The following is a 12,315-nucleotide window of genomic DNA, read 5'->3' as shown; positions in this document are numbered from 1 at the left end:
CTTTACCGCGTGTGTGCACATATGCATAAAAGTGCTAAAAACCATATAATATGAACTTAAGTTTTTCGTGCCAAAATCAATTACGATCGGGATAGACATTGCTTTTGGCAACACATAAAGAAGTAATAATGTTTAGTTCAGCTTATATATAGGGCTTGCTAAATAAGCAAAATTCCTAAATTTGGCAAGAATGCTGACAGCTTTGGCAAAAATTTAAATGCAAGGGTTTTATAAAAAATCCAGGGAAAAGCTTGCACTTGAAAGCTGAATCAATGTATAGAGAAGGCAGAATCACGCATTTTCAAAAATGGCTTCTTCTAGAGCCTACTGACAATTTGGGTGCAAACTCAGAATTGGATTCGTTCAACAAGCCCTATATAAAAAAGTGATCGAAAACAATCTCAGATATGATTGAAACAATTGACATCCGTGATTGCTGGCATGGCATGAAAAATGATTTTTTTTCACGATGGAAGCGGTATAATAAAAGTGGTGTTTTAGAAGGTGTTATGCCGGGCAAAAAAGAACATAAGGATGCGGAGGGATACGCCATGAAGAAAATTATAAACGACCCTGGAAAAGTCGTCGATGAGATGCTGGATGGATTTGTGTATGCCCATGAAGGAACAGTAAAACGTTTGGAAGAGACAGGCGTCATTTATCGTACTTTCCGGGATGAAGGAAAAGTAGCGCTCATTAGCGGCGGCGGCAGCGGGCATGAACCGAGCCATGCCGGTTTTGTCGGGGAAGGGATGCTGTCTGCGGCGGTTTGCGGTGAAGTGTTTACCTCGCCGACGCCGGACCAGATTTTTGAAGCGATCAAAAAAGCCGACCAGGGAGCCGGTGTGTTTATGATTGTGAAAAATTATACAGGGGATGTTATGAATTTTGACATGGCCCAGGAATTAGCTGAAATGGAAGATATTCAGGTGGATAAGATCGTGGTTGACGATGACATCGCGGTAGAAGATAGCACGTATACAGCAGGAAAGCGCGGTGTTGCCGGTACCGTCCTTGTTCATAAAATTCTGGGCGCGGCAGCAGCAGAAGGGCAGCCGCTTCAGGAAATCAAGGCGTTGGCTGAACGGCTTGTACCCAATGTGAAGACAATCGGCGTCGCGATTTCGCCGGCAACGGTTCCAGAAGTCGGAAAGCCGGGTTTTGTCCTTCAAGAAGATGAAATGGAATACGGTGTCGGCATTCACGGGGAACCGGGTTACCGGCGGGAAAAAATCAAGTCGTCAAAAGCGATCGCGGAAGAACTCGTTACCCGGCTGAAAAATGCGTTCAACTGGAAAGAAGGGGACCGGTTTGCGCTCCTTGTCAATGGGCTTGGGGCTACACCGCTTATGGAACAGTATATTTTTACCAAGGATGTGCATGCCCTGCTTGACCGGGAAGGCCTTACCGTTCCGTTTAGAAAAGTGGGCAATTTGATGACGTCCATTGATATGGCCGGCCTTTCCCTCACGCTTGTAAAACTGGAAGATGAGGCGTGGCTTAAATTTTTAAAACGGCCGGTGTCCGTCCCGGCATGGGTGTAAAGGAGGAGGAAACATGTTAACAGCAGAAACAGCAACAGACTGGCTGCATCGTTTTGCAGAAAAAATCAATAAAAACAAAGCCTATTTGAGCGAACTGGACAGTGCGATCGGAGATGGCGACCACGGTTCGAACATGGCGCGCGGGGTGGCGGCTATGGAAGAAAAACTAGCAGCTGGCGGTTTTGCTACGGTCCAGGACGTCCTGAAAACAGCGGCGATGGCGTTGCTTGGAAAAGTCGGGGGTGCCTCGGGGCCGCTGTATGGCTCGGCGCTGATTGCGATGGCAAAACAGGCAGGGGAAAATGAACAAGATGTTGCGGCAATTGTAAAAGCTGGGCTTGAAGGCATCCAAAAACGCGGCAAAGCGGAAAAAGGCGAGAAAACGATGGTCGATGTCTGGATGCCGGCCTGCGAAGCACTCGCGTCCGGGTCGTTGACAAAAGAGGTCATTCAATCTGCCGTGGAGGCGACAAAAGAGATGAAAGCGACAAAAGGGCGCGCATCTTATCTTGGTGAGCGTTCCATCGGCCATCTTGATCCAGGAGCGGTGTCGAGCAGCTATTTGTTTGAAGCTTTGTTGGAAGGCGGGATTCTGGATGAGTAAAAAACCAGTCGGTATTGTTATTGTTTCTCATATACCTGAAATCGCAGCCGGCCTTGCCACATTGTTAAAGGAAGCGGCCAAAGACGTTTCCATTACGTATGCGGGCGGGACCGATGACGGCGGTGTTGGCACGAGCTTTGACAAAATTAATGCCGCCATAGCCGAAAATAAAGCGGATGATGTATTGGCTTTTTATGACCTCGGCAGCGCCAAAATGAATTTGGAAATGGCAATGGAAATGTCGGATAAGTACATCCGACTGATGGACACCGCCTTTGTCGAAAGTGCCTATACAGCTGCCGCGCTGATCCAGGCAGATGCAGAACTGGAAGAAATTTTAAAACAGCTGGAACCATTAAAGGTAAAATAAAAAATAGCCCGGGCCGGTATGAACGGTCCGGGCATTGCTTTTTTGTGGAAAAACATAGGAACTAGGCGGCTGCCCCAATGGCCATGAAACGTGGGGCAGCCTTCATCAAGTTTTCACGAAAAAACGGATGCCTTAAAAGCCTGTTCTAAAAAATGGCCATCAAGAAAAAAACGAACCTCGCACTGTATGCATGTCAGAGATTCACGAAAAACCGGCCACTTGTCTCCCATTTTAAAGTCTATTTTGCACGCCCACGCTGTATGGATGTCAGAGATTTACGAAAAAACCGGGCGCCACTTTCAATGTCATAATAAAGTGACTTCTTCCTCTACGCTTGCGGCAGCGGCAATGGACTGTTTTAAAATATCCAGGCCTTCCTGCAGCTGGTCGTCTGTAATGACAATGGGCATTAGAATGCGGATGACATTGCCGAAAATCCCGGCATCCAAAAGAAGCAGCCCCCGCTTGTTGGCTTCTTTCACAATCCGCTTTGTCAATGCTTTATCCGGTTCTTTTGTCGTTTTGTCTTTTACGACTTCAAATGCACACATGGCGCCAAGTCCGCGCACATCCCCGATAAAGGTAAACTCCTTCTGCCAGCTGCGGAACGTATCAAGCACATGTCTCCCGATTTTTTCCGCCCGTTCGTTTAATTTTTCAGATTCAATGATGTCCAGTACGGCAAGGGAGGCTGCGCATCCAAGCGGGCTTCCGGCATAGGTCCCGCCAAGTTCACCCGGATTTGCCGCATCCATTATGTCGCTCCGTCCGATTACACCGCTTAACGGGACGCCTGCTGCAAGAGATTTCGAGATGGTAATCAAATCTGGCACAACATCAAAATGCTCAATGGCAAAATAGCGCCCGGTCCGACTGAATCCTGCCTGTATTTCGTCCGATACGAACAAAATGCCGTTTTCCTGGCAGAAGTCATAAACCGCTTTTACAAATTTTTTGCCTGGCACAATGAATCCGCCTTCTCCCTGTACTGGTTCCATGACCACAGCCGCAACCGTTTCAGCGGCAACATCGTTTTGAAAGAAATTCCGGAACTCTTGGATCATATATTCTTCATATTCTTCATCGGTCAAATTGCCGGGTTTCCGGTAAGCATAAGGGTAAGGCGCCTTATAAACTTCAGAAGCGAACGGGCCGAATTCGTATTTATACGGCTTCACTTTGCTTGTCATCGACATCGTCATTAACGTTCTGCCGTGAAAGCCGCGGGTAAAGCTGATAATGGCCGGCCGCTTCGTATATTTTCGGGCAATTTTAACGGCATTTTCGACGGCTTCTGCCCCGCTGTTTAAAAGGATGACCTTTTTCTCCGCATTCCCTGGAGCGAGCGCTGCCAATTTTTCAGCCAGTTCAATATAAGGTTCATACATCATGACGTTAAAGCCGGTATGGATAAAACGTTCAAGCTGTTCTTTGACAGCTGCGACAACTTTCGGGTGGTTATGCCCGACATTCAGCGTGCCGATTGCGCCGGCAAAATCAATATACGTATTGCCGTCCACATCTGTAACAAGCGCGCCTTTTGCTTCTTTTGCAAAAGCCGGAATGCCGTTGCTGACACCGCGGGGAACAGCTTTTTCCCTTCTTTCCAGCAGTTCTTTCGAAAGCGGCCCCGGTAGAGAAGAGTATACATTTGCATTTGTCATTTTAACGCTTCCTTTTTATTAGTTGATGATATAGATGTAACCGATCTGTCATTATGGTGCCTTTTACAAGATTATGATATTACAAATATTGCAAAAAAACAAACGCATTTTAAGGAAAATTTATTGTTTTTTGATTCATCTTTTTGGATAGCGGGTAAACAGCGAATAAAACCGCCATGATCCCTCCTGATATACATAAGGCGGGCAATGCAATTCTTTGACAAAACCCCCATCCTGCCTTTAAGATGGGGGTAACGGATTTGCATTGCAAATTTGAAGGAGAGACAAAAATGGAAGTTGCCATCCCGATAGATTTTGAGCAGATGAAAGAAGTCAAAACAGAGTTGACGCGGTTTATGATGTCGTATAAATTCGCGCTCCATGAAGTGATGACAAAAATTGATATTTTAAAAGAAGAATTTCAGTACGTCCATGACTATAATCCGATTGAGCATGTAAAATCACGCCTAAAGTCACCGGAAAGTATTCTGAATAAAGCGTACCGGAAAGGCTGTGCGTTATCGCTTGATTCAATCCGTGAAAACATCCGCGATATTGCCGGCATTCGGATTACATGTTCGTTTATTTCAGACATATATGAGATCAGCAAAATGATCCAGCAACAAAAAGATGTAAAGTTAATTGAGTGCAAGGATTACATTCAAAATCCGAAACCGAACGGCTACCAAAGCCTCCATATGATCATCAAAATTCCGGTTTTCATGTCGGACAGGTCGGAAGAAGTGTATGTTGAGATTCAGATCCGGACAATCGCCATGGACTTTTGGGCAAGCCTGGAGCATAAAATATACTATAAATACGATGAGGATGTGCCGCAACATTTGAAGGAAGAACTGAAAGAAGCAGCACTGCAGGCAGCACAACTCGATGTAAAAATGGAGAATATCCAAAAAGAAATGAAGGAAGTCAAAAAACGAAACAGTGAAAACAGCGTGCACCAACTGATTGTAGATACTGAAAAGCTTCGAATCCCTGAAGATTTTTTAAAAGCGGCCTTAAATGAAACGGATGGGAAGGGATCCATTTGATCATTAATTTGAACGAAATGCCGGGATTTGTCCGGTTTGAAATGGAGAAATTAGGGGAAATGATCGCCCCGAAACTGAAAAAAGCCAACCAGTATGCATTTTGGTCCAAACCGCTGATCTTTGTAGCAGCGCTCAATTTGTTTTTGTTGCTTCTCGTGATGCCGGCGGAGGACCGCTCGATTCCGCTCCTCCTTTTCTGTGCGGTTGCTGGGGCGTTCGGCATGGCGCTGTCGCAGGAAGCGCGCGTTTTGAGAAAAGAAATTACGAAGCTCAGTTTTTCCTATATGAAAAAACGGATTGAAAAAAGCAGTATTGTCCCGGACCCGGTGAAAAAACGCTATGCGGCACTAATTGAAAAAGAACCGACGAATATTTTTCTCCACTTTATCCACTTTTTGGAAGAAGAGCAAAACAGAAAAAAAGAGCTTTGGTAAAATCCGCACGGCCCGTTGATGGCGTGCGGATTCTTTGAATTTTTATGGACGGATGGGAAAATCCAACACTCCTGCGGCATTTTTACGCTCGTTTGTCTGGATGCGTGCGGATTTTTGCCCGCTCGATAGGCCGGGCGTTTCCATGCAAGTTTTTCTCGCCATGCGGCTTCTTGGTGAGAATAGCCGGAAAACGGGCGAAACCGAAACACTTTGCATGCTGCTAACAATATAGCGGGCTGCCCCTTTTTCATACATTAGCGCTTTCAAATTTTTAAAAGCACCCTAAAAAAGCTATTCTCTTTCCGGTTCGTGCCCGATTGTGATTAAGCGCGTCTCCACGTTGATGTCCAAATTCACATCGTATCCGCAGTTTGACACCTGAACGGATGCATCACGAACAGAGAAAGCAACCACCGTATCCAGTTCGCCATCCAGCACGGCAAAGGCATACTGGTCTTCCTGATTTGTGTACAAATGGTATGATTCGTGAATGACAACGGTCCATCGGTATGGCAGGAATAATGTTTTTGTGCCCATGTCTGTCTCTCCCTGAAAAAATGTAGTTATCTAAACTATATTCGTTCCCTGCCGCCAGAATTCCTGCTTTCGCTGCGGCCCATTTTGCAACATCTGCCTGTGGAAATCGGCGGCAAATTCGATTACAATAGGAATTATGCGAAAAACGCCAGAAAAGAGGGGTAGAATGGAAAAGAAATCCATTTTTGGATTGACGATAGATCAATTGACCGGCTGGATGCTTGAACACGGACAGAAAAAATTCCGCGCCCAACAAGTGTGGGAATGGTTGTACCAAAAAAGAGTGAAAAGCTTTGCAGAGATGACGAATGTCAATAAAGACTGCCTTGCGTTACTCGAAGAACATTTCCATATTCACACGTTAAAACAAGTGGTGAAACAGGAATCAAAGGACGGCACGGTAAAATTTTTGTTCCAGCTGAAGGACGGCAATTTAATTGAAACGGTTTTGATGCGCCAGCATTATGGTTTGTCGGTTTGCGTGACGACCCAGGTTGGCTGCAATATCGGCTGTTCCTTCTGTGCGAGCGGCCTGCTCCGCAAAAACCGCGATCTTGAAAGCGGGGAAATTGTCGAGCAGATTATGTACGTTCAAAAACATTTTGATGAAGCCGGAAAGGGCGAACGGGTCAGCCATGTTGTTGTCATGGGGATCGGAGAACCGTTCGATAACTTTGAGAATGTGGTGAACTTCCTTAAAATTATCAATGCGCCAAAGGGACTGGCGATCGGTGCGCGCCATATCACCGTTTCCACAAGCGGCCTTGCACCGAAAATTTATGCGTTCGCTGATCTTGACCTACAGGTGAATTTGGCCATTTCCCTGCATGCGCCGAATAATGAACTGCGGTCGCGCATCATGAAAATTAACCGCGCGTACCCACTTGAAAAACTGATGCCTGCCATCGATTATTATTTAGAAAAAACAAATCGCAGAATCACGTTCGAATATATTTTGCTGAAAGATGTCAACGACCATAAGGAAGAAGCGCTGCAGCTTGCAAAACTGCTGCAGGACAAGCGTCATCTTGCCTATGTCAATCTCATTCCGTACAACCCTGTTAATGAGCACGGTTATCAAAGAAGCGAAAAAGAATCGATTATGACATTTTACGATACGCTCAAAAAAAATGGCATCAACTGCGTTGTGCGCCAGGAACACGGCACAGACATCGATGCTGCATGCGGCCAGCTCCGCAGTAAACAGATCAAAAAAGCAAACAGAACGGCGTAACAGCGAGCTCGCCCGTATTTTGGATTTTATCCAAAGCGGAGCGGGTTTTTTTACGTTTAAAAAAACGAACAAACAGGGTAGGTATAGGGTACAGCAATTATATGCTGAAAAAGTATTTTAACAATATATGAAGATCACAAGATAGGAAAGGAATGAGCGTAATGAGAGGAAAAGATGATGGAGACGAGGGCAGGCGTGTTTCAGTCCGTACCGAAGAAGCGGGAACAAGAAAAAAATCATTTTCCAAAAAAACTTTTCTACGTCTGATTACAATTATCTCTACGTTTGGCGGTTTACTATACGGCTATGATACTGGCGTTGTCAACGGGGCACTGCCATTCATGTCAAGGGCCGATCAACTTGATTTAACGCCGTTTACACAAGGGCTTGTCACAAGTACTTTGCTTTTAGGGGCAGCATTCGGCGCCGTGTTCGGCGGAAGACTTTCTGACCGGAAAGGGCGCCGGAAAACGATCTTAAGCGTCGCTTTTATTTTCGTCATCGCCACGCTTGGCTGTTCGATGGCGCCGAATGTGGCCACTATGGTTACTTTCCGGATGATTTTGGGCCTTGCCGTTGGCGCGACATCCGTCACAGTCCCGGCCTTTTTGGCAGAATTGTCACCTGCTGAACACCGCGGACGGATCGTTACACAAAATGAACTGATGATTGTCACCGGACAATTATTTGCTTATATTTTTAATGCAATACTGGCCAACACGTTCGGGGAAGCCGGAAACATTTGGAGATACATGTTGGCAATCGCAACATTGCCGGCTGTCGTTTTATGGCTCGGCATGCTAATTGTGCCGGAAAGCCCACGCTGGCTCGCGGCAAAAGGCAAATTTGCGATCGCGCTTGATGTTTTGCGGAAAATACGCAAGGAAAAACGGGCGCAAATGGAGTTGAATGAGATCCGCCAAACGGTCGAAGAAGATGCCAAAATGAAAAAGGCAACTTTGAAAGATTTAAAACTTCCATTTGTCCGCCGCATCATTTTGATCGGTGTCGGCATCGCAATGATCCAGCAGCTGACTGGCGTGAACTCCATTATGTATTACGGGACGGAAATTTTAAAGAAATCCGGGTTTTCGACAGGCGCAGCCCTGATTGGAAATATTGCCAACGGTTTGATTTCCGTTCTTGCAACTTTTGCAGGTATTGCACTTTTGGACAGAGTCGGCAGAAGAAAAATGCTGATCACAGGGCTTGCAGGGACAAGCACCGCGTTGCTTTTGATCGGAATTTTTTCCATCACGTTAAAAAACAGTCCGGCCCTGCCGTTTATCATTTTAAGCCTGACCGTCCTGTTTCTCGCTTCCCAGCAAGGCGGCGTGTCTCCGGTAACATGGCTCATGCAGTCGGAAATTTACCCGATCCATTTAAGAGGACTTGCGATGGGGATTTCGATTTTCTGTCTATTTATGACGAATTTCCTTGTCGGTCTGTTGTTTCCGGTTTTGTTAAACGCAATCGGCTTGTCGGCAACATTCTTCATTTTTACCGGGTTTGGCATCCTCTCCATCCTGTTTGTAAAAAAATTCGTACCAGAAACGAAAGGGCGGTCGCTTGAAGAAATTGAACAAAGTTTCCATGCACGGAAGGAGCGTTACTTTGCACGCAAAAGAAAATCAACCTTTAACCGGAGCAACCAGCCGCAGCACTTACATCATAGCGGCATGGACCGGTAAAAAATTTTTCGAAAAGGGTCCGGCGCGGGCCCTTTTCGCTTGTCCGAACATATAATAGAATAAGAAGTTTTTCCAAAAAGATGTAAAGTTTCCTGACGCCGAACAAGACAGTGTTCGAAAATAGGTGTATAATAGAAGTGAAAAATACAGATTTTACTGACTAAAGGAGGTGTTGCGAGATGTTCAACTGGCTGAAAAGAAAAAATTCGAAAGTGGTTACACTTGTCTCCCCGATAGCCGGCAATATGATTCCGTGCAAAGATACGGGCCAGCCAGGTAAGGGCATTGCCATCCAGCCGCTTGAAGGGAGGGTGCATTCGCCCGCAACAGGAAGAATTACGCATATTTCTCCGGAAGATAACGCCATCAGTATATTGACAGACCAGGGGCTTGAAATTACAATTCGCCTCAATACAGAAGAAGCCGCTATGGAAAGTGAAGAATTTGTGATCATGGTCAAAGAAGGCGATCACATTACCGCCGGAACTCCGCTCATGGAATTTTCCTTTCAATTGACAGATGCCAAAACAGAAAATCTTTACTCCTCTGTCTCCGTTGCCAATATGGATCAAGTCGAAAGCATGGAAGTCCCGCCGGCTCAGACAATCGGCCTCGATGACTGGGTGATGCGGGTAAAAATGAAATCAGGGAACCGGGAATAATCTTTTTTAAAGAAGGTGGCTCCCATTTTTTACCGTTTGTTAAAAGGGACATAGAAATGCCGTAAAGGCTTTTGTTCTTTACGGTATTTTTGTGTGCATTGTAGAAAAATCGTTAAAATTGCTTTCCCGTGGCTGTGGTATGGTGAAAACAGGAGGTCGATCGCCATGCCAAAAAGGGAGTTAAACAACGGGCCGGTCATCCAAAAAGAAAAGGAAACTGTGTCACAAATGATTGCCATTTATTGCCGGAAAAAACACCACCGCAAGACGCTTTGTGAAGAATGCCTCGATTTACAAAACTACTGCTTAAAAAGGCTTTCCTACTGCCGGTTTGGCGAGGAAAAAAGCGCGTGTTCCAACTGCAAGGTCCATTGCTACCGGAAAGACTACCGTGAAAAAATCAGGGCGGTCATGCGTTTTTCCGGCCCGTGGATGCTTTTGTACCATCCCGTTTTTTCCATCCGGCATTTATTAAAAAAATAAGTTTGGGTGATGCATGATTTGTAAATGATTTTACATAAATGGATTTATCCGGCTGAATATATTATGATAAAACCGTATGAAATTCTTTCATCACCAAGGAGCAGAAAAATATGTATAAATTGATTGCCATTGATATGGACGGAACGCTTTTAAACGACCAGCATGAAGTCACTCCGGAAGTCCGGGAAGCTTTACATAAAGCGAAAAAGAGAGGCGTCAAAATCGTACTGTGCACAGGGCGGCCGATCGGGGGCGTCCGCCGTTTTCTTGAAGATTTATTGCTGAACGAAGAGGATGATTATGTCATTGCCTATAACGGTGCGCTTGTGCAAAATACGCATACGAACGGGGTTGTCGCGGAACGGTCGATTGGTTACGGGGATTTGGTGCGTCTGTACGGGCTCAGCCTCGAACTGAAAACGCCGATGCATTTTTTTGATCCGGAACATTTGTATACACCGAACCGGGATCTCAGTCCTTATACAGTTGTGGAATCTTATTTGACACAGATGCCGGTGCATTACCGGACATTGGAAGAGCTGCCGCGGGATATGGTAATTCCAAAAGTGATGTTTATTGACGAGCCGGAGAAACTGAGCCGGACAATTGAAGCGATTCCGGACTGGGTGCAGGAGAAATACACGATGGTCAGAAGCATGCCATTTTATTATGAAATTTTGCATAAAGAGGCGAGCAAAGGCAATGCTGTGAAACTCCTTGCCGGCCATCTCGGTATCCGTCGTGAGGAAGTGGTCTGTATCGGAGATAATGAAAATGACCTGACCATGATTGAATATGCCGGCTGTGGGGTGGCGATGGGCAATGCTGTCCCGAAAGTAAAGGCGATTGCCGATTTCGAAACGCGCACGAACAACGAACACGGCGTCGCATACGCAATTGAGAAGCTGGTGTTGTCGTAAAAAAGAAGGGTGCCCGCCGGCGGAAGGCAGGCACCTTTCTTTAAATTGGATTCGGGCCGGGCTGCTCCAGTGCTTCAGCGAGTTCACCGCAATCCGGGCAACAAATATAGGTGTCATACAAATGATACCCGACATAGCCGTGCGTCATCTCCTGCATATCCCAAATCGTTTCCCATTCCATATCGAAAGTCTTGTTGCAATGCTTACAGTAAAACATCACACGCCCAAAATCTTCATGTTCCCTTTCCTGCTTCTTTTTCTTCAATTGGATCAAACCCCATTCTAAAAAAGTTTTAACTGTTCGGCTTTTGGTTTTTTGTGATGTATCTTACAGACAGGTTGTCCTTCTTAAAAATAATATTCAGTCTTTTCCTATCTTTTTTCTTCTCTGTATTGAGAGTACTTTCATAAGGTAAAAAGTTCAACTCCCCCTGTTTGGGCGACCCTAAACGGTATCTTCCAAATAGGACAAATTTGCAAACTATGATCTGCATCACGCCATTTTTACGCCGTCTTGTTTAAAATAAAGGATATGACAAAGAAAGAGGGAATCCACATGGAAATGCTGCATTGTGCCATGGTCGGCGGCGCGAGTGATGTTGCATTGTGCGCAGGCCTCAACCAGTTGAAAAATGAGCATGGGCACTTGAATGAACGAAAACGCGCATTGTATGAAACGGCAGGGCAGATAATAAACGGTGAACTCGAAAATAAGCGAGAAGCCCTTGACGCACTCCGGAAAGGGACTGAATCCTTTTCCGCGCAGTTGAAACATCATGCCGAACGGGAAGAAAACGTGCTATTTACCATGATGGCCCGTTACATTGGACGCGAAAACGGGCCGATCGCCATGATGGAATACGAGCATGATGAAGCAGAAAAATATATTGAGATTTTCTTAAATGGCACGAAAATAATGGATGAAGACCAGGCCGAAGTGCTCGCTTCCTATATCGTACAAATGTATGAGTTGCTCACAAACCATTTTTTCAAAGAAGAAAATGTCCTGTTTCCAATGGCTGAAAAGCTGCTATCAGCGGCTGAAAAAGACGAGTTGGAAGAAAAAGTCTGTACAACTGGATTACAGTGAAAATGGGCAAAAAGGGCTGCCCCGGAACCGGGA

At 45.6% G+C, this 12,315-nt stretch carries 14 protein-coding genes; 11 read left to right on the top strand and 3 right to left on the bottom strand.

Features of this window, described 5'->3' with window-relative positions; all coding sequences use genetic code 11:
• The first annotated feature begins 551 nt into the window (after positions 1–551).
• The 3 genes from dhaK to dhaM are packed head-to-tail and all read left to right on the top strand — an operon-like array spanning position 552 to position 2,518.
• Positions 552–1,544, top strand: a complete 993-nt coding sequence (gene dhaK, locus P9687_RS02175; RefSeq protein ID WP_061577468.1) for a dihydroxyacetone kinase subunit DhaK — start codon at positions 552–554, stop codon at positions 1,542–1,544.
• A 13-nt stretch (positions 1,545–1,557) separates the two neighbouring features.
• On the top strand, positions 1,558–2,148 hold the full coding sequence (dhaL, locus tag P9687_RS02170; RefSeq protein WP_061577451.1) for a dihydroxyacetone kinase subunit DhaL: 591 nt from the start codon (positions 1,558–1,560) through the stop codon (positions 2,146–2,148).
• Positions 2,141–2,518, top strand: coding sequence for a dihydroxyacetone kinase phosphoryl donor subunit DhaM (dhaM, locus tag P9687_RS02165; protein WP_061577452.1), 378 nt, complete (start codon positions 2,141–2,143; stop codon positions 2,516–2,518). Before dhaL ends, dhaM begins: the two co-directional genes overlap by 8 nt.
• Positions 2,519–2,823: 305 nt before the next feature.
• Here dhaM and gabT read toward each other — a convergent pair whose 3' ends face one another.
• Positions 2,824–4,182, bottom strand: a complete 1,359-nt coding sequence (gene gabT, locus P9687_RS02160; RefSeq protein WP_061577453.1) for a 4-aminobutyrate--2-oxoglutarate transaminase — start codon at positions 4,180–4,182, stop codon at positions 2,824–2,826.
• A gap of 290 nt (positions 4,183–4,472) precedes the next feature.
• Here gabT and P9687_RS02155 point away from each other — a divergent pair, with 290 nt between their 5' ends.
• Positions 4,473–5,231, top strand: a complete 759-nt coding sequence (locus P9687_RS02155) for a GTP pyrophosphokinase (protein WP_014097176.1) — start codon at positions 4,473–4,475, stop codon at positions 5,229–5,231.
• Positions 5,228–5,665, top strand: a complete 438-nt coding sequence (locus P9687_RS02150) for a YwnF family protein (RefSeq protein WP_026684845.1) — start codon at positions 5,228–5,230, stop codon at positions 5,663–5,665. Before P9687_RS02155 ends, P9687_RS02150 begins: the two co-directional genes overlap by 4 nt.
• Before the next feature lie 291 nt (positions 5,666–5,956).
• On the opposite strand, the gene P9687_RS02145 is transcribed toward P9687_RS02150, so the two are convergent.
• On the bottom strand, positions 5,957–6,202 hold the full coding sequence (locus P9687_RS02145; protein ID WP_014097178.1) for a hypothetical protein: 246 nt from the start codon (positions 6,200–6,202) through the stop codon (positions 5,957–5,959).
• 166 nt (positions 6,203–6,368) lie between these two features.
• Between P9687_RS02145 and rlmN the strand changes: the two genes are divergently transcribed.
• The 5 genes from rlmN (at position 6,369) to yidA (ending at position 11,192) form a co-directional block, all read left to right on the top strand.
• Positions 6,369–7,436 carry a 23S rRNA (adenine(2503)-C(2))-methyltransferase RlmN gene (gene rlmN / locus P9687_RS02140; RefSeq protein WP_014097179.1) on the top strand — a complete coding sequence of 356 codons (1,068 nt, stop codon included), beginning with the start codon at positions 6,369–6,371 and terminating at the stop codon, positions 7,434–7,436.
• 161 nt (positions 7,437–7,597) lie between these two features.
• Complete coding sequence (locus P9687_RS02135) at positions 7,598–9,127, top strand: sugar porter family MFS transporter (protein ID WP_328228499.1); 1,530 nt, start codon at positions 7,598–7,600, stop codon at positions 9,125–9,127.
• A 179-nt stretch (positions 9,128–9,306) separates the two neighbouring features.
• On the top strand, positions 9,307–9,789 hold the full coding sequence (locus P9687_RS02130) for a PTS glucose transporter subunit IIA (protein WP_061577456.1): 483 nt from the start codon (positions 9,307–9,309) through the stop codon (positions 9,787–9,789).
• 165 nt (positions 9,790–9,954) lie between these two features.
• Positions 9,955–10,272 carry a nitrous oxide-stimulated promoter family protein gene (locus P9687_RS02125; RefSeq protein ID WP_013860417.1) on the top strand — a complete coding sequence of 106 codons (318 nt, stop codon included), beginning with the start codon at positions 9,955–9,957 and terminating at the stop codon, positions 10,270–10,272.
• 110 nt (positions 10,273–10,382) lie between these two features.
• Positions 10,383–11,192, top strand: coding sequence for a sugar-phosphatase (yidA, locus tag P9687_RS02120; RefSeq protein ID WP_035183649.1), 810 nt, complete (start codon positions 10,383–10,385; stop codon positions 11,190–11,192).
• 40 nt (positions 11,193–11,232) lie between these two features.
• Here yidA and P9687_RS02115 read toward each other — a convergent pair whose 3' ends face one another.
• On the bottom strand, positions 11,233–11,457 hold the full coding sequence (locus P9687_RS02115; protein ID WP_017552111.1) for a hypothetical protein: 225 nt from the start codon (positions 11,455–11,457) through the stop codon (positions 11,233–11,235).
• A gap of 291 nt (positions 11,458–11,748) precedes the next feature.
• On the opposite strand from P9687_RS02115, the gene P9687_RS02110 reads away from it, so the two are divergent.
• Positions 11,749–12,282 carry a hemerythrin domain-containing protein gene (locus P9687_RS02110; protein ID WP_328228222.1) on the top strand — a complete coding sequence of 178 codons (534 nt, stop codon included), beginning with the start codon at positions 11,749–11,751 and terminating at the stop codon, positions 12,280–12,282.
• The last annotated feature ends 33 nt before the right edge of the window (positions 12,283–12,315 follow it).

Source organism: Weizmannia sp. CD-2023, from assembly GCF_036225245.1.
Classification (GTDB): domain Bacteria; phylum Bacillota; class Bacilli; order Bacillales; family Bacillaceae_C; genus Weizmannia; species Weizmannia faecalis.
This window is presented reverse-complemented; position numbering and strand designations above follow the sequence as displayed.